This is a genomic window from Streptomyces sp. Ru62, from assembly GCF_002920615.1.
GTDB lineage: Bacteria > Actinomycetota > Actinomycetes > Streptomycetales > Streptomycetaceae > Streptomyces.
On record NZ_PQSU01000026.1, the window covers coordinates 127833 to 149071 of the forward strand.

Annotated in this window: 23 protein-coding genes and 2 pseudogenes; 10 read left to right on the forward strand and 15 right to left on the reverse strand. The window is 70.0% G+C overall.

The annotated features are described in order from the left end of the window. Window positions 1–51: 51 nt before the first annotated feature. The 5 genes from C3492_RS31165 to C3492_RS31185 form a co-directional block, all read right to left on the reverse strand. Window positions 52–1335: a site-specific integrase gene (locus C3492_RS31165; RefSeq protein ID WP_103815980.1), complete on the reverse strand. Its 1284-nt coding sequence runs from the start codon at window positions 1333–1335 to the stop codon at window positions 52–54. Further along, window positions 1335–1559, reverse strand: a complete 225-nt coding sequence (locus C3492_RS31170; RefSeq protein WP_103815981.1) for a helix-turn-helix domain-containing protein — start codon at window positions 1557–1559, stop codon at window positions 1335–1337. The genes C3492_RS31165 and C3492_RS31170 overlap by 1 nt, the downstream gene beginning before the upstream one ends. Beyond that, window positions 1559–2989, reverse strand: a complete 1431-nt coding sequence (locus C3492_RS31175) for a replication initiator (RefSeq protein WP_103815982.1) — start codon at window positions 2987–2989, stop codon at window positions 1559–1561. Before C3492_RS31175 ends, C3492_RS31170 begins: the two co-directional genes overlap by 1 nt. A gap of 149 nt (window positions 2990–3138) precedes the next feature. Next, window positions 3139–3873 (reverse strand): DUF2637 domain-containing protein, encoded by a 735-nt coding sequence (locus C3492_RS31180; RefSeq protein ID WP_103815983.1) that lies wholly within the window; start codon window positions 3871–3873, stop codon window positions 3139–3141. Between the two features lie 36 nt (window positions 3874–3909). Continuing rightward, window positions 3910–5229 carry a cell division protein FtsK gene (locus C3492_RS31185; protein WP_258056001.1) on the reverse strand — a complete coding sequence of 440 codons (1320 nt, stop codon included), beginning with the start codon at window positions 5227–5229 and terminating at the stop codon, window positions 3910–3912. Between the two features lie 124 nt (window positions 5230–5353). Here C3492_RS31185 and C3492_RS31190 point away from each other — a divergent pair, with 124 nt between their 5' ends. From C3492_RS31190 to C3492_RS31215, 6 genes and pseudogenes are all read left to right on the forward strand, one after another. Next, window positions 5354–5782, forward strand: coding sequence for a winged helix-turn-helix domain-containing protein (locus C3492_RS31190; RefSeq protein ID WP_258056002.1), 429 nt, complete (start codon window positions 5354–5356; stop codon window positions 5780–5782). A 641-nt stretch (window positions 5783–6423) separates the two neighbouring features. Then, window positions 6424–6807 (forward strand): type II toxin-antitoxin system RelE/ParE family toxin, encoded by a 384-nt coding sequence (locus C3492_RS31195; protein WP_103816010.1) that lies wholly within the window; start codon window positions 6424–6426, stop codon window positions 6805–6807. Then, window positions 6804–7142 (forward strand): helix-turn-helix domain-containing protein, encoded by a 339-nt coding sequence (locus tag C3492_RS31200; protein WP_103815984.1) that lies wholly within the window; start codon window positions 6804–6806, stop codon window positions 7140–7142. The genes C3492_RS31195 and C3492_RS31200 overlap by 4 nt, the downstream gene beginning before the upstream one ends. 35 nt (window positions 7143–7177) lie before the next feature. Next, a pseudogene (locus C3492_RS31205) lies at window positions 7178–7393 on the forward strand (helix-turn-helix domain-containing protein); the annotation flags it as partial. A 170-nt stretch (window positions 7394–7563) separates the two neighbouring features. Then, on the forward strand, window positions 7564–7947 hold the full coding sequence (locus C3492_RS31210; RefSeq protein WP_258056003.1) for an HYD1 signature containing ADP-ribosyltransferase family protein: 384 nt from the start codon (window positions 7564–7566) through the stop codon (window positions 7945–7947). A 1-nt stretch (window position 7948) separates the two neighbouring features. Then, window positions 7949–8233: a DUF6881 domain-containing protein gene (locus tag C3492_RS31215; RefSeq protein WP_103815986.1), complete on the forward strand. Its 285-nt coding sequence runs from the start codon at window positions 7949–7951 to the stop codon at window positions 8231–8233. A 156-nt stretch (window positions 8234–8389) separates the two neighbouring features. Here C3492_RS31215 and C3492_RS46170 read toward each other — a convergent pair. Next, window positions 8390–8931 (reverse strand): annotated as a pseudogene (locus C3492_RS46170) (site-specific integrase); the annotation flags it as partial. 99 nt (window positions 8932–9030) lie between these two features. Between C3492_RS46170 and C3492_RS31230 the strand changes: the two are divergent. From C3492_RS31230 to C3492_RS44840, 3 genes are all read left to right on the forward strand, one after another. Then, window positions 9031–9291, forward strand: a complete 261-nt coding sequence (locus C3492_RS31230; RefSeq protein WP_103815989.1) for a CopG family transcriptional regulator — start codon at window positions 9031–9033, stop codon at window positions 9289–9291. After that, window positions 9288–9731, forward strand: a complete 444-nt coding sequence (locus tag C3492_RS31235) for a PIN domain-containing protein (RefSeq protein WP_103815990.1) — start codon at window positions 9288–9290, stop codon at window positions 9729–9731. The genes C3492_RS31230 and C3492_RS31235 overlap by 4 nt, the downstream gene beginning before the upstream one ends. A gap of 505 nt (window positions 9732–10236) precedes the next feature. Continuing rightward, the gene (locus C3492_RS44840) at window positions 10237–10536 is read left to right on the forward strand and encodes a hypothetical protein (RefSeq protein WP_181140648.1); all 300 of its coding nucleotides are present in this window, start codon (window positions 10237–10239) and stop codon (window positions 10534–10536) included. Window positions 10537–10787: 251 nt separating this feature from the next. Here the strand turns inward: C3492_RS44840 and C3492_RS31245 are convergent, their stop codons facing one another. The 7 genes from C3492_RS31245 to C3492_RS31275 form a co-directional block, all read right to left on the reverse strand. Continuing rightward, entirely contained in the window at window positions 10788–11840 is a 1053-nt protein-coding gene (locus tag C3492_RS31245) for a zinc-dependent alcohol dehydrogenase family protein (protein ID WP_103815992.1), read from the reverse strand. Window positions 11841–12140: 300 nt separating this feature from the next. Continuing rightward, window positions 12141–12842 (reverse strand): hypothetical protein, encoded by a 702-nt coding sequence (locus tag C3492_RS31250; RefSeq protein ID WP_103815993.1) that lies wholly within the window; start codon window positions 12840–12842, stop codon window positions 12141–12143. Window positions 12843–12914: 72 nt separating this feature from the next. After that, window positions 12915–13262: a DoxX family protein gene (locus tag C3492_RS31255; protein WP_103815994.1), complete on the reverse strand. Its 348-nt coding sequence runs from the start codon at window positions 13260–13262 to the stop codon at window positions 12915–12917. Further along, on the reverse strand, window positions 13259–15292 hold the full coding sequence (locus tag C3492_RS31260) for an acetoacetate--CoA ligase (protein WP_103816012.1): 2034 nt from the start codon (window positions 15290–15292) through the stop codon (window positions 13259–13261). The genes C3492_RS31255 and C3492_RS31260 overlap by 4 nt, the downstream gene beginning before the upstream one ends. Window positions 15293–15308: 16 nt before the next feature. Beyond that, entirely contained in the window at window positions 15309–16910 is a 1602-nt protein-coding gene (locus C3492_RS31265; RefSeq protein WP_103815995.1) for a bifunctional 3-(3-hydroxy-phenyl)propionate/3-hydroxycinnamic acid hydroxylase, read from the reverse strand. Beyond that, a complete protein-coding gene (locus C3492_RS31270; RefSeq protein ID WP_103815996.1) occupies window positions 16907–17845 on the reverse strand; it encodes a fumarylacetoacetate hydrolase family protein in 939 nt (312 codons plus the stop codon). The genes C3492_RS31265 and C3492_RS31270 overlap by 4 nt, the downstream gene beginning before the upstream one ends. Then, window positions 17842–18987, reverse strand: a complete 1146-nt coding sequence (locus C3492_RS31275; RefSeq protein WP_103815997.1) for a VOC family protein — start codon at window positions 18985–18987, stop codon at window positions 17842–17844. Before C3492_RS31275 ends, C3492_RS31270 begins: the two co-directional genes overlap by 4 nt. Before the next feature lie 138 nt (window positions 18988–19125). On the opposite strand from C3492_RS31275, the gene C3492_RS31280 reads away from it, so the two are divergent. Continuing rightward, window positions 19126–19761 (forward strand): TetR/AcrR family transcriptional regulator, encoded by a 636-nt coding sequence (locus tag C3492_RS31280; protein ID WP_103815998.1) that lies wholly within the window; start codon window positions 19126–19128, stop codon window positions 19759–19761. Here the strand turns inward: C3492_RS31280 and C3492_RS31285 are convergent. Next, window positions 19730–20380 (reverse strand): TetR/AcrR family transcriptional regulator, encoded by a 651-nt coding sequence (locus C3492_RS31285; protein ID WP_103815999.1) that lies wholly within the window; start codon window positions 20378–20380, stop codon window positions 19730–19732. The genes C3492_RS31280 and C3492_RS31285 overlap by 32 nt on opposite strands. Before the next feature lie 108 nt (window positions 20381–20488). Next, window positions 20489–21239 (reverse strand): zinc-binding dehydrogenase (locus C3492_RS31290; protein ID WP_103816013.1); only part of this gene is annotated, 751 nt, incomplete at its 5' end.

Genomic DNA, 21239 nt, shown 5'->3' on the forward strand with positions numbered 1-21239 from the left:
GTGGTGCCGGTGGGGCTTTCGGGCGTCTTGACGGCAACGCTGACGGCAACGTCAGCGGACGACGGCTGCGGTGGGTGGGTCATCGGGGGCACCGTCGCCCTGACCGAGGGCGTTGCCGAGGGTGTCGATGGCTTGGCGTTGGGGGCGGAGTCGGACGTGGGCGTAGACGCCGGCGGTGACGCCGATGTGGGCGTGGCCGAGGAGTTCCTTGATCACGACGAGCTCGACGCCCTGTTCCAGGAGCAGGGTGGCGGTCGAGTGCCGTAGGTCATGGAACCGGATGCGGCGAAGTCCTGCGCGGTTGAGGAGTCGGCTGAAGCTGCGGGTGAGGTTGGCGGGTTCGAGAGGGCTGCCGGTGGGGGTGGTGAACACGAGGCCGCTGTCCGTCCAGCCTGTGCCTGCGGCCCGGCGTGCTTCCTCCTGCTGTTCCCGGTGAGTCTTCAGCGAGTTGACGCATTCGGTGGGGAGGACAATGCGACGTTCGGAGGCGCGGGTCTTGGTGTGCATGACGGTCAGGCCGCCGGTGCGGGTGCGCTGGAGGGAACGGTGGATGGCGGCGGTTCCTGTGTTGAGGTCGAGGTCGTCCCAGTGCAGCCCGAGGATTTCGCCCTTGCTGAGCCCGGTGCGCAGGGCGAGTTCGTACAGGGCGTGGAGCCGGTCGCTGCTGGCTGCGTGGAGGAACTGCCGGGCCTCGCTCGCGGTGAACGGCTTGAAGCGCCGGGGGCGGGGCGCGGGGGTCTTGACATTTCGGGCGACGTTACGGGGAAGGTCGTCTTCGCGGACGGCGTGCTCCAGGGCGGACTTGAGGACCGAGTGGACGTAGGTCACGGTCAGCGGGGAGAGCCGCTTGTTGCAGCACTGGCCGATGGCGCAGCAGGTACGCCGGTCGGTGTCCCGCCCCTGGGTGCAGCACTGGCAGGTGACGCGGAGGCGGTCGAGGAAGGTGCGGACGTCGCGGGCGGTGAGCCGGGCAAGCTTCTTGGCGCCGAGGCCGGGGATGAGGTGGAGGCGGATGCAGGCGGCGTAGCGGGTGTGCGTGTTCTCGCGGACCTGGTGGACGGCGATGCCGTTCAGCCAGTACGTCAGGTACGTGCTGACGGTGCAGTCGGATGCCGCGACGGGCAAGCCAAGGTTGCTCGCGGCGATCTTCTCAGTGAGCTTGGCCAGGGCATTCTTGCGGGTGGTGCCGTAGACGCGGACGCGGCGGCGGGTGTTGCCGGGGGCGAGGACGTACCCGGCGGCTTCCCACCGGCCGTCCTTGCGCTGATATACGGTTCCGTCGCCGTTGGCGCGGGAGCGGGTGCGGCGGGATGAGGTGGGGCGCGACGTGGTCATCAGGCGGCTTCCTGTTCGAGGCGGGCACGGATGAAGTCGGTGAGTGCGCGGGCGGGAATGCGGCGGGCGCGGCCGAGGGTGATTGAGGCGAGTTGGCCGGAGCGGAGCAGGTCGTAGACGGCGGAGCGGCCGAGCTGGAGGCGGGCCATCACCTGGGTCACTGTGAGCAGATCCAGCACCGGTGCCGCCTCCGCGTGGAGGACGGCGGGCGGGGGCGAGGCCATCAACAACCCCCTTCGGCCGCGAACTGCCGTTCCAGTTCCTTGCGATGCCAGACGTCGGCCGCGAGGAGGGCCGCGCCGGGGCTGTAGCCCGAGCCGAGGTAGTCCCAGTGACCGACGACGAGCGTGGTCGTCGGGCCGGACTCGGGCAGGCTGGCGTGGGCGCGGGCGCGTTCGGTCCGCCAGGTGCGACGGGCGTCGCGCAGCGCGCCGAGAGTGACGGAGTAGCTGCGGGACTTGGTGGAGAAGTGGCCTCGGAAGTCGAGCATGTGTGCCCACTTCCAGAGCTTCAGGTCGGCGAACTCAGGCAGCTTGCCCAGCTCCCAGCAGGTGCGGATCATCTGCCGGACGTGCCGCGCAACGCCGAGGCGGGGCAGGGGCCGGGCCTGTCCGGTGCCGTCGCATGTGGTGCAGGGGAGCGGGGTGCCGTGGGGCAGGAGGGTGGCGCCGCGTCCCTGGCAGGGACGGCAGTACAGGGCGCGGTCGAGGGCGCCGGAGGCGTCGGCGGATTTGGTGGCGTATTTGGCCACGTAGGCGGCGACTGCCTGGTCGGTGAGTTCGCTGTCGGTGTCGAAGGCGGCGATCTCGCGTACGTCGAGCTGTTGGCCCCAGGTGAGTTCGCGTTCCCCGATCGCGTCCGAGGTGACGGAGATGCGGGCGCGGGGTGCGGCGGCGCGGATGGCGTCGGTGAGCACGGCGACGGTGGCGTACGACGGCGGGGGCTGCGTGCTGCCGTCCGGGCCGTCGAGGCGGATCACTGCGTGGACGTGGACCAGGCCGCGCTTCTGATACTCGGCGACCTTGGCGAAGGACACCCGCAGCACGGAGCGGGCGGCCTTCTGGGTCAGTCCAAGCCGGGTGGCGAGCTCCCGGCGCAGGTAGGTGGTGAAGCGTGCCCACAAGGCTCCGGCGTGGGCGTTGAAGAGGACGGCTCCCGTGTAGTCGTACGTCGCCGGGTTGAGCGGCGTGCCGAGCAGCGGGTCCGTGGGCTCGTGGCGGGTGCCGCAGCGGCAGGGCCGGGCGTCGGGGCGGTTGTGGAAGGGGCCGAAAGAGGGGGCGGTGAGGGTGGCGAAGACGCGGGGGTGGGTGCGGACGGCGTCGGGGACGGTCTTGCCTCCGGAGAGGCCGGCGCGGATGAGGTGGTAGGTGTCGGCGGCGTAGAGGCGGGAGCAGGCCGGGCAGCGGGAGGCGCGGCGGTTCCCGCACCCGGTGAGCAGGCTTCCCGTGGGCTCCTCGGAAGAGGCGTAGAAGCGCAGTACCTCACCGGTCGCGGTATCAACGGTGGTCGTCTGGCCGGTCAGGCGGACGGGTTCGGTGCAGCCGCCGAGTCGTTCGATCTGCTGCTGTGCGCGGTCGAAGTCGGGCTGGTTGACGAGGTGGAGCAGGTCCCGTACGGCGGGGCTTGCCACGTGGCGCAGGTCCAGGGTGACCATTCGGGGCGTGTCCCTTCTGTCGGGTGGGCGGCCCCGAGCAGCAACTAGCCAGGAGGGAAGGCGTGTTGGTGCTGCTCGGGGCATGACGAATCAGGCCCATCGGGTGGGCGTGGGGTCCAGGAGGGGATGCGGCCGGCGAGGGCCGGGGCTCAGATCTGAGAGAGTGCGGCGGTAGCCACCGGGAGGGCGATGCCCATGCGCGCGCCCAGGTGGGCGGCGGTGATCGGGGTCCCGTGCTCGGCACGGTGGGTGTCCGCGATGCGCCGGGCCGCGTCCAGCAGGGCGGCAGGCAGGGCCGGGCCGGAGGCGGGTCGGGCCGTCTGGGTGACGGCGGCGGGAGCCGGGGCGGTCGACGGTTCCTCGGTCGGCGAGGCGACAGAGACCGGAACGGGGGCCGGGGGTGCTGGTTCGGGTGCGGGTGCTTCGTCCGGCACCGGCACGGAGCTGGGAGTGGTGGCGTCCTCCAGATGCGGGGTGGGGGCGGCGGGGGTGTGGAACTGGGCTAGGAGGGCGGGGCCGACGTGGCCCCAGCCGAGGAGTAGGAGCGGGGCGACGGTGTCCAGGCAGGCCCGTCCGTAGCGTCCGGTCAGCAGGGGTTCGGCGGTGTTCAGGGCGAGGGTGAGCAGCCCGCACAGGTGCAGTAGCCGGGTACCGGCCCTCAACTCCGCCTTGGACATGCCGCGCAGGGCCAGGAAGCGCAGGGCGACCAGGAGGCCGACGACGGACAGGTCCACCATGGGGGCGATCAGCGGCGCGATCGGACGGGGGACGCCGAGCCGCAGGGCGAGATCCCAGACGTTACCGAAGGAGAAGACGAAGGCCAGGGCCGCGATGACCGCCATGACCACGGTCACGGTGCGCCGGGTGAACCGTTCCTCCGCCATGTTCTCAACCTCCTTTCTGACGTGGGCTTTTCGGGATCACTTGGTGAGTGAGGGCGCGGGCGTTGCCGTCCGGCCGGTCGAGCGGAGGAGGGTGTCCGGGCACAGGTCCGGGTCAGATGTCAGGTGGGAGGTGGCCTCCGCGACGCGGGCGGCGTCGGTGTCGGAGACGTAGGGGGTGCGGATGCGGGTGTAGCCGGGGCGGCCCTGCATCGCCATCACCGCGACGCCGACGTAGGCGGGGTCCTGCAAGGTGACCGGGCTGGCGTCGGGCCAGTTGCGGATGTCCTCACCCAGCGCAGCCACCGCTGCCTCCACCGTCTTCTGCGCGAAGGACAGCCCAATGGGGCACACGTCGCGGATGAAGGTGGGGATGGCGTCGCCGGTGGTCTTCTGGCTGATCAGGATCACCAGGATGCCGACGCTGCGGCCCTTCTTGACCAGGTCCTCCACCAGCCGGGCGTTCTCCGCCGTCAACGCGGCCAAGCGCTTCGTGGCGGCGTCGCTGCCCTTGTACTCGCGGAAGTACGTGTGCGCCTCATCGATGATCAGGACCGTGAGCGGCCACTCCGGAGAGGGGCCGACGTGCCACATGTTCTTCACGCCCAGTACCTCACGGATGGTTGCCGAGCGCCGCTTACGCAGATCCACCAGACGCTTGAACAGCGCGTTCGCCTCATCAAGGAACGCGAACATCCGCTTGACCAGGTCGGCGTAGTCGCCCTCCGAGGCCCGCGACACCTTGCCGTCCGCAGTCGCGATCTGCACGGCGGCCGACGGCGCAAAGTCGCAGACGAACTTGTTGACCCCCGAGGTCTTGCCCGCACCCGGGACGCCGGCCACCGTCACCCCGGGCACGTTCGCCAGGGACACCCACACCTTCGCGGCGTACTCGTCCACGCCCAGCTCCCAGCGCGTCAGGTTCGTGAGCGGTCTGCCGGTGGGCCGGTGGGTGGTCGGCGTGGTCAGCGGATCGGAGCGCACGCCCCGGATCACCACCTTGCCGGGGCCATCCGGCAGCACGGACACGCGCGTGCACCGCCAGGCGTCCGCCAGGAACCGGGCCGACTTCTGGTACTCCTCCACCCCGACCTGCGGCAGCGTCCTGGCCCGCACGATGACTCCGAACTGGTCCGGCTTCACCTTGATCTTCGGCGTCAGGACCCGGGGCGCGGGGGTGGCACCGTCCTTCTGCGCGGCGATCTGCGCGAGCAGGCCCGGGGTCTTGTCGGTGACCGTCAGTCCGGCCATCCGGGCGAGGCGCATCCAGCCCCAGCGGACCCGGACGGCCTGCCGCATGCTGGCCCGCGTGCCCCGGTCGGCGCGCACGTAGCGCACCACGACCAGGAGGAGCGTCACACCGGCCAGCACGGCCGCGAGCAGCAGTGCACCTTTCTTGCGGGTGGTGGGACGCGGGTAGTGTGGGGCCGGTTTCCCGGTTTGGACGGGCTGGATTGTGCTGGTAGAGGGCGTGGAAAGCGGGGTGAGCGGCGTGGTGGTGGGGCGGCGCGGGCGCAGGCCGGCGGGTGGCGGGGTACCGCTGACGTTCGAGGTCATCGCCGAGACCGTGCGCGAGCGGATCCGCTCCGGTGGGCTGCGGCCGGGTGACGCGCTGCCGACGCAGGCCGTGTTGATGCGGGAGTTCGGGGCGTCGAGCCTGACCGTGCAGAAGGCCATGGCCCTGCTGAAGCAGGACGGGTGGGCGGTCTCCCGCCCCGGCAAGGGCGCCTTCGTCGCCCACCGCGACTACCCCGATGGCCCCGACGGTCCGGAGGCGACCGCACCCGCCGGCGGGACGACGGCCCGCGTCGAGGCGCTGGAACGAGCGCTGGCCGAGGCTGCTCAGCAGATCGCCGACCTTCGTGGCCGCGTCGAGGCCTTGGAGTCGGACGTCAGCGAGCGGGGCCACTGATCCGCCGTGGCGCGTGGCCCGGGGTGGCCCGGGGCCTGCGTGCAGATTTTCTCTTCGAGGTTCAAGGCGGGCCCGCCCGCCGAGGCTGACCGCCGTCGCCGACAAACCCGCCGTTCAATCGGGAGGCCAGCTACGCCGCAGGTGGCGAGCCGCCCCGGCAGTCGGGGGTGGTCCTGGGCTGCCGGAGCGGCAATCTGCCTGGTCGCCGGGCTGACCGTAACTGGGCTCCTGGCGGAGCAAGTTGTCGCCCACGACCGTCCTACGGCCGGATCGCAGGCACAGGGCCGACCAGGGGGCCGACCCTCACGCCCGCCGCCGGACTTGCCGAGCGCGGTGGTCGGCATTGACTCCGGCGGGGGCGAAGCTCGGCCGCCCGTCGGGGGCCGACTCCTCCCGCCCCGGCCCCGCGCCGCCAGACTGGGCGACGCACCAGCCCGGCAGTACACTGCCTCTCCCGCTCGGGCCTGACCCTGCACCGCCTCGGCAGGTTGCCGCTGGTTTGCGGGCGGCGCCGTGGCATCAGGACGAGGAGGGGGAGTACGTGGGTGTGCGACGCTGGAGTGGCTGCGGTCGCGGCGACGGCACACGACCTGAACTATGTATTCGCGCTCTCGCACCCCGTGCCGTATATCATCGGCGATATGGACAGCGGGCGGTACTCGATCGAGATCGAGCCGGAGGTGCGGCTGTGGCTGGAGAACATTCCCGCCCATCACTACACGCAGGCCGAACGCGTCGCCGACCTGCTCGCCGAGCAGCCCACAACCCTCGACGAACCGCACTCCCGCCATTTGGGCGGCAAGCTCCGCGAGCTGCGCTTCCGCCTGGGCGATGCCCATCAGCGGATCACCTACTGGCTGGCGCCCGGCCGACGTGTGGTGCTGCTCACCGTGTTCCGCAAGACCAAGATGCGCGAGCAGGCCGAAGTGGACCGCGCCCACGCCGCACAGCGATTGTGCGAGGCAGAGCATGAAGCCGCTGCTGAGCACGACCTCTACAGCCGAAACCTCAAGGAGAACCGATGAACCACAGCGAATGGAGGACCCGCCGCCACCGCCAGCTGCTGGGCGAACACCTGGACGCTGACCCCGAGTACGACCGGGTCTACGAAGAGGCCGGCCTTGCCATGACGTTGGGTAAGGCCGTCTACGACCGGCGTAAACAGCTGGGCCTGAGCGAGGCCGACCTCGCCGAGCGCATGCACGTCGACGTCGATGACATCGAAGGCATCGAGACGGCCACCGAGCTGCCGCCCATCGCGGTCATCATGCGCCTGGCCCGCGCACTGGACCTCACGGTGGACGTGCACCTCGCCGGCGGAGACGAGCCCACCGTCACCATCGTCGCCCCAGCGGCCTGAGGCGGGGAGGAACCATGCAAGACCCGCCTTCCGCGCTCGCCCGTGAGCTCGGGCAACTCGTCCACGACCGGCGCATCGAGCTCGGGCTGTCCCAGGCCGAGCTGGCCAAGCGGTGCGGGATGAAACAGCCGCAGGTCTCCCGCTTCGAAGCCGGCGGGACCGTGCCCACGCTTCCCCTCCTGCGCCGCCTGGCTCAGGCTCTCGGCGCCGACCTGACCATCAGCCTCACCCCGCACGACAAAGCCGCTTGACACGCATTCGGAATTCCTGGAATTCCCCAGGCGGTGTCGACCACTGACGGCAGTAGTGACGGCAACACCGGCAGACTCCAGCGCACGAGCACGAACATCCGGCGACTGTTAAATCGCGCGCTGACCAGCAAACTTGCAGGTAGGAGCGGCCTGGTCTGCACACGTACTATGTGCTGGCGGGCGCCACGCCGGTGCTGGTTCACAACTGCAATGACGAGATTCCCGATGTCCTGCATCACTACACCAATGAAGCGGGTCATGATGGAATATTGGCGAGCCAGGAGCTTCGCCCGTCCACCCAAGCAGCGAACCCAAACGATGCCAAGTTTGGCGATGGTCAATATCTCACCGACATTGCTCCTGGAACGAAGAGGCCGGGGCAGCTATCCGCCGCCTTCTATCGAGTGCCCTGGCTGGGGAAAAAGGTCTCGCACTATATTTCGATCGACGTGCGTGGGCTGGATGTGCGACACGGTAGACCAGGAGTGTTCTATATACTCAACGATGAGCCTCTCGATCTTACTGGGCGCATCGTTGGGTCTGGAAGGAACTAGTGTGAGGTACGTCAGGGTGGCATGGAGTCACGATCTTGAGGATGAGCCGGTCCTCTACCTGAGTGAGCTTGGCGAAGACGGATACGAGACTCGGAAGATTCAATACTTCCGGGATGGCAAGGTCGAGTGGGCAGACGAATTGCATGAGACGGCAAGCGTCGGTCTTTCTGAAGTCGCTTTCCCGCTCGATCTTCGAGAAATCTCTGACCAGCCGGAGTTTGATGCTGTAGAGATAGCTCCGGAAGAGTTCGAGCGGGAGTGGATCAAGGCTCGTTCCGCGAGATGAATTAGCCAAGACTCGGCGCGTGCTGCGGAGTAGCCTCGCCGCCTCGTCACGGAAATCCATCACCGCTAGTGTTGGTAGCGAGACAAACGAGAAGCCTCGCCAGGAATACCCTAGCGGGGCTTCTCAGGTATCTGACGGCAGTAGTTGACGGCAACATCAGCGGACGAGGGCGGTGCTGGGCGGCGGCTCGTCGCCGTTGGCGCGGCCTGTCTCAGCGATCGTCGGGCCGTTGAGTGCGGTGCTGAAGGTGTTGACGGCGTTGTGTTAGAGGCGGAGTCGGACGTGGGCGTAGACGGTGGCGGTGACGCCGATGTGGGCGTGGCCGAGGAGCTCCTTGATGACGACGAGCTCGACGCCCTGTTCCAGGAGGAGGGTGGCGGTCGAGTGGCGGAGGTCGCGGAAGCGGATGCGGCGGAGGCCAGCCTTGCGGAGGAGCGTGGTGAAGGAGCGGGTCAGGTTGGTCGGGTCGATCGGTCGGTCCTGCGCGGTGGTGAACACGTTGCCCGTCGTGCCGCCACGTCGTGCCCGCGGCCTCACGCTCGCGCTGCTTGCTGCTCGTGGTGGAGCTTCAGCGACTGGACGCAGCGGGCGGGGAGGGCGATGCGGCGCTCGGAAGCCCGGGTCTTGGTGGGCAGCGTGGTGAGTTCGCCAGTGCTGGTGCGCTGGAGTGTGCGGCAGATGGCGGCGGTGCCCGCGTCGGGGATACGACCGTCTGCTGCCCGGTCGGGAAGCATCGATCATGGAGCGCCCCGAGTCATGGGCATACATCGACATGGTACATACGCTACTCTTGGTACATGTCGATGAAGCGCACCAACGTCTACGCTGACCCGGAAGATCTCGCGATCATCAAAGAGGCTGCGAAGCGGCGCGGTATCAGCGAGGCAGAGATCATCCGCCAGGGCATCCATCTCGCGGCCATGGCCAACCGCGTATGGGACGAGCCTCTTTTCTCCCGCACCTTCCGGGGAGCGGGACGCACTCCCGGCAAGCAGGACGTGCGTGACGCTGTTGCCGATGCGGTGCGCCGCGAGGCCGAGCCCGGGACTGCTGCGTGATCGTCGTCATCGCGGACACCTCCGGGCTGCTTGCGGCGCTCGACTCCGCCCACCCCGAGCACCAAGCGTCGAACGAAGCCATCATGGCTGCTGGGCTCCTGGTGATGTCCCCGCTGCTGCTCGCGGAGATCGACCACGTCGCCACGCGCGAGCTGGGCCGTGAAGCGGCGCTCAGCGCGGTCGACGACATCCGCCACTGGGTGCGACGAGGCCGTGTCGTTCTGCCCGAGATCACGGAGGACCATCTGGGTGTCGCCCAGTCGGTGCGTGCCCGCTATCGCGACTTGGACCTGGACCTCGCGGACGCGGTGAACGTGGCCCTTGCCGCTGAGTACGACACCGACGCTGTCCTCACGCTCGACCGGCGCGATTTCCGGGCTGTCCGCCCATTGGGCCGGCACAAGGTGTTCCGGGTGCTGCCCGACGACCTTCCGATCTGATGTCGGACGGCGCCTGGCTGTGTCTTCCGTTGGATTCCACCGGTCGTGACGCTCATATGACGCTCGCGACCTTCGCGGGCTCTCCTGGCGCGGTAGGGAACCCTATCTGACCTGCGGTTTCTCGGATGCGGTTCCGGCCGACACCTTTCCGATGACGCATCATGTGGAGTGCGTGGCGATTCTGGAGCCTGCCGGAAAGGGTCTATGACCTGCTGTTTTTCTGATTGCTGAGGCTCCGGCCGAGTCGGGCCGACCCGTTTTCACGGGCGCATGACGTGGCCTGATCTCCGAGGGGATGACTCCGAGGGGATGACACAGAGCAGTCCCGAGCTCACATGACGCTCGTCCTGACGGCTTGGCAGTCCGACCCGCCCGGCCAGACGAATGCAGGCGCGTCCAGGGGGCGGTTGTCGGCATCAGTGGGCCGCCGTGATGGCGTCCACGCGACGAGGAGCCTCGGTGCAGGTGGTGCTATCCCGGTTCGGGAACCGGTGATCTCGGAGCCGTGACGGTGCTCCCAGCGGTTGTCTGCGGGCAGGACGTGGTGGAGGTCGGCGAGGAGGCCGCGGTCGCTGTCCGCCCGATTCGGCTCGGCCCGGCGGAAAAGCTGATGGGTACGGTCGTGAGGCTCGTTCGACGCCAGGCGGGGCCGGATGTGCTCGATCTGTTTCCCGAAGTGCACGACGTGAAGCGCGACGTATGCCTCAAGAACGACGCTGACCTGGTGTTTCATGAGATCGTGCCGGGATGGTGTGTGAACGGCGGCCGTTTTGGCGCGGACGGCGGCGGGTCGTCTCGACGCTGAAATGGCGCTCCTTCTGAGGGGTGTCACCTTGCGGTCGGACGCGTTGAGTGATCTTCCGCCGCCCGGCCGTGCCGCCTCCGACCGGGCGGGGCCGGGCGCTCTGAAGCGGTCAGCGCGCACGATCGCAGAGCGCACCTATGAGTGCGGTGTCGGTCATGAGTGCACGGCGAGCGAACGGAGGAGGCTTCACCTGGCGGCTCGAGTCTGCCGTGGCCGAACTGCCGTTGCGCCAGCATGGCGTGTCTCGGCTGTCACGTTCGTACCGTCCCCTCCTCGAAGACGAAGAGTGGCTTGGTGCCATGTGCGGGTGCTTCGGCGAGCGCGACGGCCTCTGGGAAGGCTTCGAGCGGGAACGGCCGGCCCTGGCGGATGCTCAGCACCCCATCGGTGACGAGACCGCGCACCTGGGCCAGCGCGTGCAGCGCGTCCTCCGGTGAGGCGCTGCCGAACCAGCGGTTCAGCCAGAAGCCACGCACTGTCTTGGTCTCGTAGATGACCGAGCGGGCCTGGAGCGGAATGGTCAGCGCCGCCGGGTCGGTCTGCCGGTGGGTGGAGAGCGCGCCGTACACCACCAGGTCTCCACGCGGAGTCAGTGCCTGGGACACCTGGGCGCCGACGGGGCCCGCGACACAGTCGATGGCCTTCCGCACGCCGGCCGATCCCGCGATCTCAGCGACACGCTGTACCAGGTCCTCGTCCTCCGTACAGATGACCTCGTCGCCGCCGAGTGCTTTGATCTCCTCGACAGCAGCACGTCGGCGCACGACATTGATCGTACGAATCCCCAGATGCCGGGACAGCTGGATCACGAGCCGGCCGACGGTGGAGCCCGCGGCGGTCTGCAACAGCCATTCGCCCGGCCGTACGTCGAGTTCGCGCGTGACGAGGAGGAGCGCGGTCAATGGATTGACGGCGAGTTGGCAGGCGCTGGAGTCGCTCAGCTGGTCGGGGACCGGCAGCAGCCTGTGCGTATCGGCGACGCGGTATTCCTGCCAGGTGCCCGCCACCGGGGGCCCGGGTACGGCCGGGATCGCGGCGGCCACCACGCGCTCACCGACCTTCAGCCCCTCGGTTTGCGGGCCCAGGTCCGCGATACGGCCCACGCACTCCATGTTGCCCCCGACGGCGGGAAACTCCGGCGAGAAGCCGTAACGGCCGCGCAGCACGTGCAGATCACTCGCGTGAACCGGGGTCGCCGTCACACGGATCAACGCCTGACCGGCGTCCGGCGTGGGAACGGGCCGGGATTCCAGCCGCAGGACATCGGTTGGCTCGCCGGCCGCTACGGCTACGAGCGCGCGCATGGAACGAGGCATGAGTGGCCTTTCGTCTCTCGGTCCGCGAGGAACCCGGCTGAAAGTCCAGGCGGAGCGATGCCGGGGTCGGCGTCGGACCCTTCGACACCCTTGCCGGCTCACCGGACGTGATCATGCACGTGCCCTGGGCTCACAGGTCCGCCCAGCCCCCTGCCCCGGACCCGCTCACTCCAGCAAGAGTCCGGACGAACACCCGTCACTTCACGCTACGCCGGGCTCCGGGAAGGTTCTCGGCGGCGGACCATGCCCGGGGACAGAACACGCGCTGCACCGATTCGGGACTCGGCATCAGCCGCTCGTGTCGGCGTCGCCGTCATCAGGCGGATCCCCTTGTCTCCTGCCGCCCGGAGGGGAACCCTCCCCGTGTTCTTCCAGCAGTTCGAGGAGCGCGGCATCCGCTCTCTTCTGGTCTTCCTTCGTCAGCTCGACCGGTGCGTTGCTGTAAACGGTGTAGTGATCCGGATCGATGATGTTGGCGGCCCTCAAGATGAACGTCAGCAGGGGGCGCCATCCCTTGTGGTGGCCGACCCGCACCTGTATCTGCACCTTGTAGTCACGGGCCTCCGGGAGGAATCCGGAGAACGGTGCCTCGAACTCGAGGAAGAGCTGTTGCGCTTCTCTGCCAGGCACAACGAATCCGGCGGGCAGCTTCGCCTCCTGGTCCGGCCCCGGTTGGAGCCGGGACGGGGAGGACACCCACAGGAGGGGCAGATGAGAGGCGGGCTCATCGGGGAAGGTCAGGATGAGGTCCTGCACGACGATCGGTTTGGGACCGGTGTTGTGCAGGACGAGCGGCAGTCGTAGGCGTGCCGTGGAACCGTGGACGATCGCCGCGAAGGAATGGGGCTCCCACGCCTGCAGGCGGCCCTGTCGGGCGTTGAGCCACCAGAACGACGCGACGGTGAAGAGCAGTGCGCAGACTGATACCACACTGGCGCCGGTCAGCGATGAGGACGCGATCTGATCCGCCGCGACCATCAGCGGAACCACAGGGTCAGTCTGCCAGCCCCGCTGTGGGCTCGCTAACAGGACGAGTGGCCGCCGACAGTCTCCAGGAACGGGTCAGAGGCCGGCGAGGAGTACGAGGTACCAGGCGACCAGGGCCGTGCATGTCACCGCGGGGAGGAGCTTGGTCAGCCCGTCGCCCTTGCGTACGTGCGTGGTCACGGCACCGGCGAGCAGCATCAGCAGTCCGATGCCGGCCAGACCGCCGCACAGCGGTACGACCGGGCCGAGGGCCACGCCGATGGCGCTTGCCAGCTCCAGGCCGCCGATGACCCGGTAGGCCGCAGTGGTGAAGCCGGCGTGGGCGGCCAGCTCGGGCATCGGACCCAGGGCCAGGATCTTGGCCACGCCCAGCAGGGCGAAGACCAACGCGATGAGACAGGTCAGCGAGGCGGAGAGGATCACGAGACGCCTTCGGGGGTGTGCGGGCGGTGGGCCTGGCGGCGTTCGGCTCCCAGGCCGGCGAAGTAGGCGATCAGGTCGGGGTCGTCGACCGCGGAGGGGTTGAGGACCTGCTCGGCGGGCGCGCCTTGGAGGAGGCGCTTGACCGGGACCTCGAGTTTCTTGCCGGTCTTCGTGTGCGGGATGGCCGGTACGGCGAGGATCTCGTCGGGGACATGGCGGGGGGAGGTGCCGGTGCGGATCGCGTCGCGGATCTTCTCGCGCAGGGAGTCGTCCAGCTCGATCCCGTCGGCGAGGACCACGAAGAGCGGCATCCAGTAGCCGCCGTCGGGTTCCTCCGCGCCGATGACGAGGGCCTCGGCGATCTCGGGGAGGCGTTCGACGATGTCGTGGATGTCGGCGCTGCCCAGGCGTACGCCGTTGCGATTGAGGGTGGCGTCGGAGCGGCCGTGGACGATGACCGAGCCGTGGGAGGTGTGGGTGATCCAGTCGCCGTGCCGCCACACGTCCGGGTAGGCGCTGAAGTAGGCGTCGCGGTAGCGGCTGCCGTCGGGGTCGTTCCAGAAGTACAGCGGCATCGACGGCATGGGCCGGGTGACGACCAGTTCGCCGACCTGGTCGGTGACCGGCCGGCCCGCGCCGTCGTACGCCGCGAGCGCCACGCCGAGGTTGGGGGCCGACAGTTCACCCGCCCACACCGGGGTGGTGGGGGCGCTGCCGGCGAAGCCGGAGACGACGTCCGTGCCGCCGCTGGTGGAGGCCAGCTGGACGCCTGCGCCGACGTGGTCGCGGACCCAGGGGTAGGCGGAGGCGGGCAGGGCGGAGCCGGTGCAGCCGATGACGCGGATCGCCGACAGGTCGTGCACGGCGGGGTCGACGCCGAGCTTGGCCATGGCCAGCAGGTACTGGGGACTGGTGCCGAAGACGGTGACCTTGTGGCGGGCCGCCAGCTCCCACAGGACGTCCGGGCGCGCCACCGGCGCGGGGCTGCCGTCGTAGGTGCAGGTGGCGGCACCGGTCAGCAGGGTGGAGACGACCAGGTTCCACATCATCCAGTGGGTGGTGGTGTACCACAGCAGGCGGTCACCGACACCCAGGTCGCAGTGCAGGCCGAGGGTCTTGAGGTGTTCCAGCAGGACGCCTCCGTGACCGTGCACGATGCCTTTGGGCAGGCCGGTGGTGCCGGAGGAGAAGACGATCCACAGCGGGTGGTCGAAGGGAACCGGAGTGATCCCGAGGTACTCGGTGCGGCCGGCCGCGTCCTCCCAGGCAACCGTCGGCCTCGCGGCCCGGGTCGCGGGCCACGCGAGGCCCAGGTGATCCACGAGAACCGTGGCCTTGAGCGTGGGCAGGGCGTCGGCGAGGTCGAGGGAGGCGGCGCGGCGGTCGTGGCGGGTGCCGTCGAAGAGGTAGCCGTCCGCCGTGATGAGCACCGTGGGTTCGAGCTGGGCGAAGCGGTCGGCGGCGGCCTTGGGTGCGTAGTCCTGGCCGCACACGGACCACACCGCGCCCATGCCGGCGGTGGCGAGGAAGGCGATGACGGCGTGGGGGGTGTTGGGCAGGTAGCCGACCACCCGGTCGCCGGGTCCGACGCCCAGGTCGCGCAGGGTGGCCGCGACGGAGGCGACCTGGGCGCGCAGTTCCCGGCCGGTGATCTCGTAGGCGGCTCCGGTCTCGTCCAGTGCGGTGATCGCGGGGGCGTCCGGGTGCAGGTTGCGCAGTGCGTGGTGGGCGTAGTTGAGGGTGGCGCCGGGGAACCAGTCGGCGCCGGGCATGGTCTCCTCGGCGAGCACCCGCTCGTACGGAGTTGCGGCGTCGATGTCGAAGTACTCCCACACCGCCGCCCAGAACCCCTCCAGGTCGGTGACGGACCAGCGGTGCAGGGCGTGGTAGTCGGTCGGGTGCAAAATCCCTTCGGCGCCCTGGTGCCGGGTGGCCCAGTGGGCGAAGTCCGCGATGCGGCTGCCGGCGGCCGCTTGAGGGTCGGGTGGCAGGAAGGGCTCCGGACAGGGCGTGGCGTGCGGGGTGGTCATGGTGTGGTGTTCCTCGTCAGGGTACGGGCCGGGCTTCGGCGGGGCGGCGGGCACTGTGCAGCAGGGGAGCCCAGGCGGCGGTGTCGGTGAAGTCGCCGGTGCCGGTGGGGACGGTGTCCATCACGACGCGGTCGGGGCGCAGTAGGACGGCGTCCGCCCGGCCGCGTGACAGCCAGGCGGCCAGCGTGCCGTCGTCTTCCAGGTCGCCGACATGGATCACGGACGCGTCCAGGGCCGTGGCCACGCCCGTCATGCGCGGGGTGGGCGGCACAGCGGTCAGGAGGGCGAAGAAGTCCCCGAGCATGTCGTCGAGGCGCTCTCGCTTGCCGTCGTGCAGCACCCAGGGTTGCGGGCAGAAGGTGCCGGCCAGTGAACGGCCGGTCAGCCGGGGGCGGCGCCGTACCAGCGGATTGGCGGTCAGTGCGGGGCTGAGGTCGCGGCTCACCGCCGCGGTCACGCGGGGTATGCGGCATGCCGCGCCCACCACGGCCCGGCGGATGGCCGCACCGCGGTCCTGTCCGCCGGTCATGGCCCAGCCGACGGCGACCGCGACACGGATCACGTGGCGGGCGTGCGGCTTGCGCTCCTGCTGGTAGGTGTCCAACAGGCGGTCGTCCGCGCCCTGCTGAAGGACGCGGGCGAGTTTCCAGGTGAGGTTGCGGGCGTCGCGCAGGCCCGCGCACAGGCCCTGCCCGATGAAGGGCGGGGTGAGGTGGGCCGCATCGCCCAACAGGAAGACGCGTCCCCGGCGCCACCGGTCGGCGAGACGGGCCCGGAAGGTGTACCGCGCCTGCCGGATCACCTCGAAGTCGTCGCCCCCGTCGGCAGCGGACGGCAGGTCGACCCAGGGGGCCACCAGCTCGTGCAGCCGCTCCAGCCCTTCCGGGCCGTCCAAGGGCTCACCCTCGGCCAGCCGGAACTCCCAGCGGTAGCGGTCCTCGCCGACTCGCATGAAGGTGGCCGGGCGGGTGGGGCAGCAGATCTGCTCGGCGCCTTCCCAGGTGCGCACCGGGAGGCTGGTGCGCACGTCGATGACCCGCCAGCTCTCCTCGAAGTGCAGGTCCTCCCATGCGGCGCCGATGGCGTCGCGGGTGAGGCTGCCGGCGCCGTCGCAGCCGAGGACGGCATCGGCCCACACGTGCTCGTCCTCGTCGCTGCCGTCGTGGCGGAAGGTGACCCGGACGGGAGCCGTTCCGTCGGTGTCCTGGCTGACGGAAACGACCTCCACCCCGCCCCGCAGCTCGCACTCGGGGCGGCGGGCGAGGGCGTCGCGCAGCACCCGTTCCAGCTCGGGCTGGTCGAACATGCTGGTCTGCGGGAAGCCGTGGTGTCCGTGCAGGGACCGCCGGAACTCGGCGATCACGCGGCGCCGGGCGTCCAGCAGCCGCAAGCCGGGCGCCGGACGGGCGAGGGCGGCGAACTCCTCGTGGACACCGACGCTCTGCAGGATCCGCCGGACCTCGTCGTCCACGACGACAGCACGCGGCAGGGGGTAGACGTCCCGGTGACGTTCGAGGAGCAGGCTGCGCACGCCGTACTGGGCGAGCAGGAGCGCGGCCGTGACTCCGACGGGTCCCGCACCGATGATGACCACCGGCCTCCTGGCTGCGGCGTTCACCTCGCGTCCGCCACAGCGGTCCGCTGCTCGCCCAGGTCGATCCGTCCGTCGGGGGTGGCGATCGTGGCGGTGACGAGGTCACCGTCGTGCAGGTAGAGGGGATTCTTGGCCTGGCCCTTGAAGAACGCCTTCCACTTCAGTGCGGGCGGCAGCAGGGCGGCGATCTTCTCGACGGGCTTGGGCGGGGCCTTCAGGGCGGTGCCGCCGGGCGTGCCGGTGAGCAGCAGGTCGCCCGGGTCGAGGGTCTGGAAGCGGGCGAGCAGGGTGAGCGCCTGCGCCGGTCGTACGATCATGTCGGCAAGAGTGCGGTCCTGGCGCGGCACGCCGTTGACCGACAGCCGCAGCCGCAGGTTCAGCAGATGGGCGAAGTCCTCGGGCTCCAGCAGGGTCAGGTACGGCCCGGTCGGCGTGAAGGTCGGGTAGGACTTGCTCTCGTAGAACTGGGTCTTGGTCAGCTGGACGTCGCGGGCGCTGACGTCGTTGGTGAGGACGAGGCCGGCGACGTACGAAGGAAGGTCCTGCTCCTCCACAACGGTGCCCACCGGGAGCGTCGCGCCCATGACGAGGCCGAGTTCGACTTCGTAGTCGAGGAAGTTGACGTGTGCCGGGCGGACGATCGTGTCGTGCGGGCCGCTGACCGAGCCGGACGCCTTGCGGAAGAAGGTGGGCGGTATGTCACCCGTGAAGCCCGAGTCCTTGGCGTGGCTGCGGTAGTTGACCATCTGGGCGACCACTCGGCAGGGGGTGGTGACCGGGGGCAGCGCCACCAGGTCGGCGACAGGCGTGCCGCGCTCGCCGGAGGCGGCGGCCTCCCGGACGGCGGCCCGGTCGGCGAGCAGTTCCGCGGTGGTGACCGCCTTGGTCTCTATGCGGACGGCGCGTTCGCTTCGGACGGCCCACCAGCCGTCGGGGGTGCGCAGCACGTTGGTGCTCATGAGCTCATCGCTTTCATCAGGCCCAGCAGGCGTGCGGGGTCGAGTTCGTTGTCGTCGCGCAGGGCCGTCATGACCTCGCGGAGCTTGGCGGGGGAGGGGTTGGTGCCCAGGAAGTCGCGGGTGACGGGCGGCCCCCACTGGGCCAGGCCGCTCGCCGACATCGGTGCCCATCCGGGTTCGAGGTCGCAGGAGAACAGGTCGCCGTCGGCGAAGTGCTCCAGCATGAAGCGGTCGGGGTCGCGCCAGTAGTCGAAGAGCTGGCTGCCCTGGATGTGCCGGCCGATCCCCCAGCTGCGCCGGTAGCCGCGCTCGGCCAGGTACTCCCCGCCGGCGGCGATGGAGTCGAGGTCGGTGACCTGGTAGGCGGAGTGGACGTAACCGGTGCCCGGCCCGAGGTGCAGGGCGAGGGTGTGGTGGTCCACGGGCGTGCTGCCCTGGTCGCAGCGGATGAACGCCATGGTCGGCCCGCGCTGGCGCTGCCCGTCCAGGAACAGGAAGTCCGACACGATCATGCCGAGGGTTTCCAGGTACCAGTCCAGGGTGCGGATGAACGACCGGGTCTCCAGCACCACATGACCGAGGCGCTGGATGCGCGACGGCTCGCGCGGGGGGCGCTGAGTGGAGTTCGTGCGACGGTGGTCCGTGCCGAAGTTCAGGATCACAGGCTCCTGCTCGGGCAGCGCGGGCAGCGGTTCGGCGCAGTGCACCACCCGGACCGGGACTCCCGAGGGATCGAACAGGGCGACCGACCGACCACCGCCGGGGACGTCGATGTCCCGGACGGTGTGTCCGACGGCGGCGGCCAGCCGGTCCACATCGGCCCGCTCGGCCGCGCGGAACGCCGGCCCGAGGAAGCGGGACGCGCGCCCACGCCGGATGACCATGCAGGGAGAGCCCGCGAACGTGCCGCGCAGCCACAACTCGTGATCGGTGCGGGCGGCGATGGCGAAGCCGAAGTCACGGGCGAACACCTCGGCCCGGTCCAGGTCCGGCTTCTCGAACTCCAGCCAGGCAAGGTCCGCCACCTTGATCAGCGGATTCCGGGCTCGTCCGGGGTGTTCACCGCGCAGGGCGCCCTGCTCACTGTGGAGGTCCTGGTGGGGCGTCAGAGGACCGCCCTCGTCAACGGGGATGTGGGACATGGTGTCCTCCAAGCAACACTGCCGTAATGAGGAAATCATCAACTCTGCTGTTTCGCATCGTCAATAGGTACAGCCCAAATAATTGAGGATCTCATCAGTAATGGCAGTGTCATCGTGGCGGCGGTTACACTGGGCCGTATGCCGACGTCAGCCCCGCCCAGGAACCGCTTCGAGCGACGCCGTGCCGAGACCCGCCAGGCGCTCGTCCGCGCGGCCCGGCAGATCCTCGCGGAAACCGGGGACACGAGCGCCAGCATCCAGGCCATCGCCGAGCGCGCCGATGTCGGCTTCGGGTCCTTCTACAACCACTTCGAGTCGAAGACGGAGCTGTTCGACGCGGCGGTGACGGATGCCCTGGAAGAGTTCGGGCAGGTCATCGACGCGCGCGTGGAAGGCATCGACGACCCGGCCGAGCTGGTCGCGGTCGGCTTCCGGCTCACCGCCCGGATGGCCGACTCCCACCCGGAACTCATGCGCATCCTGCGCGACCGCGGCCTGGCCCACATCCACTCCGACAGCGGCCTCGCCCCCCGCGCTCTGCGCGACCTGGAGATCGGTATCGCCTCGGGCCGTTTCACCTGCGGCAACGCCACCACCGCGCTGTCCGCCCTGGGCGGCACCCTGCTGTCCCTGGTGGCGCTCCGGCTGGACCGCCCGGACCTCGACGGCGACGAGGCCGCCTCCGACCTGGCCGAGATGGTCCTGCGCATGCTCGGCCTCGCTGCGGGCGACGCCCGTGAGGTCACCCGTCGCCCCCTGCCCGGTCTCGCCTGACGAACCCCTGGACCTGAAGCGCGGCCCGCTGTGGTGCTACGCCGGCGGCGACGAGGAACGCCGTTGCCGCGGCCCCACCAGTGGGGTCCGCCCACGGGCGTGCGGCGTTCTTCTCGGCGAGGGCCAGCAGCAGTGCCTCCAGTGCTTGGGCGAGGACGGGGGCTGGAAGGTGGTCCGCGAAGACGCCTTCGCGCTGACCGCGCCGTAGGATTGCGACGGCTGCCGCGCGGGCCGGTGCCAGGACGGTGCGGATCTCGTCCTCTCCCGGATGGCGCCGTCCCAGGGCGATGAGCACGCGGTAGTGGTCGCCCACCGTCCATGCCGCCAGCACCATCCGTGTCATCGCCTCGGCCGGTTCGGCATCCGCGGCACGGGCCCTGGCGAACGCCTGCCGGAGCTCGTGGCTCGCTTCTCGCGCCAGGTCGGCGATCAGCGCATGCCGGCTGGGGAAGTGTCCGTAGAGGGTGCGCCGGGCGACGCCGGCCGCCCGGGAGATGCTGTCGAGACTCGCGTCCGGGTCCTCCAGCAGTTGCTGCCGGGCGGTCGCGAGGATGCGTCGGCGGTTGGAGTGCGCATCCTTGCGCTGGGGAGTACGGCCCGGGGTGTCGGTCGTCTGCATGGTTGTTTCTCTGCACGGTTGCCGGAAAGCCGTGGGCGCCGGTGTTCCCTCACGCACCGGCGCCCACTCACCCCTGCCCAGGGTGGCTTGTCGTCCTGCTGACGGGCGTCAGGGGACGAGGATGAGGCGGATCGGGTCGCCGATCTTGTTCTCCAGTCGGTGGACGGCGTCGGCGGCCTCGACGAGCGGGATGTGGTCGGTGATGGAGGGGGCCAGGTCGAGGCGGCCGGCCGCGGTCAGCTGCACCAGTTCGGAGACGGACTCGGGGGAGCCGCCGTAGTGGCCGCGGACCTGCTTCTGCAGGTAGTTGAAGGTCAGGCCCTCGGTGATGGTGAGCGGCCGGGGGGTGATGCCCACCAGGATCAGGGAGCCGCCGAGGCCGAGTACGGAGGCGGCCTGGTCGCGGACGGCGGGGACGCCGGCGCAGTCGAAGGCGAAGTCGAGGCCGCGTCCGCCGGTGGCTGCGCGGACCTGGTCGGCGAAGTCGGGGGCTGCCGGGTCGAGCGCGAGGTCCGCGCCGAAGGCCAGGGCGCGCTCGCGGGCGCCGGGCAGCGGGTCGACGGCGATGATCGGGGCGGCGCCGACCAGGCGGGCGAGGCGTACGTTGTGCGCGCCGACTCCGCCGACTCCCCAGACGCCGACGGACTGGGCGGGGCGGACGCCCGCGGTGGCGACGACGGCGGCGTAGGGGGTGGAGACCGCGTCGGGGATGATCGCGGCCTGGTCGAAGGGGAGGCTGTCGGGGATGGGGATGAGGGTGTCCTCGCGGGCGATCACGTACTCGGCCCAGCCGCCGTCGTAGTCGATGCCGGCGGTGAGCATCTGGGTGCAGGGGCGGTGGCGCACGCACCCGGCGCAT

Coding starts and splice junctions, on each gene's coding strand:
- C3492_RS31165 (WP_103815980.1), bottom strand. CDS start 1,335: ATGACCACGTCGCGCCCCACCTCATCCCGCCGCACCCGCTCCCGCGCC.
- C3492_RS31170 (WP_103815981.1), bottom strand. CDS start 1,559: ATGGCCTCGCCCCCGCCCGCCGTCCTCCACGCGGAGGCGGCACCGGTG.
- C3492_RS31175 (WP_103815982.1), bottom strand. CDS start 2,989: ATGGTCACCCTGGACCTGCGCCACGTGGCAAGCCCCGCCGTACGGGAC.
- C3492_RS31180 (WP_103815983.1), bottom strand. CDS start 3,873: ATGGCGGAGGAACGGTTCACCCGGCGCACCGTGACCGTGGTCATGGCG.
- C3492_RS31195 (WP_103816010.1), top strand. CDS start 6,424: ATGGACAGCGGGCGGTACTCGATCGAGATCGAGCCGGAGGTGCGGCTG.
- C3492_RS31200 (WP_103815984.1), top strand. CDS start 6,804: ATGAACCACAGCGAATGGAGGACCCGCCGCCACCGCCAGCTGCTGGGC.
- C3492_RS31230 (WP_103815989.1), top strand. CDS start 9,031: ATGTCGATGAAGCGCACCAACGTCTACGCTGACCCGGAAGATCTCGCG.
- C3492_RS31245 (WP_103815992.1), bottom strand. CDS start 11,840: ATGCGCGCGCTCGTAGCCGTAGCGGCCGGCGAGCCAACCGATGTCCTG.
- C3492_RS31260 (WP_103816012.1), bottom strand. CDS start 15,292: ATGACCACCCCGCACGCCACGCCCTGTCCGGAGCCCTTCCTGCCACCC.
- C3492_RS31270 (WP_103815996.1), bottom strand. CDS start 17,845: ATGAGCACCAACGTGCTGCGCACCCCCGACGGCTGGTGGGCCGTCCGA.
- C3492_RS31275 (WP_103815997.1), bottom strand. CDS start 18,987: ATGTCCCACATCCCCGTTGACGAGGGCGGTCCTCTGACGCCCCACCAG.
- C3492_RS31280 (WP_103815998.1), top strand. CDS start 19,126: ATGCCGACGTCAGCCCCGCCCAGGAACCGCTTCGAGCGACGCCGTGCC.
- C3492_RS31285 (WP_103815999.1), bottom strand. CDS start 20,380: ATGCAGACGACCGACACCCCGGGCCGTACTCCCCAGCGCAAGGATGCG.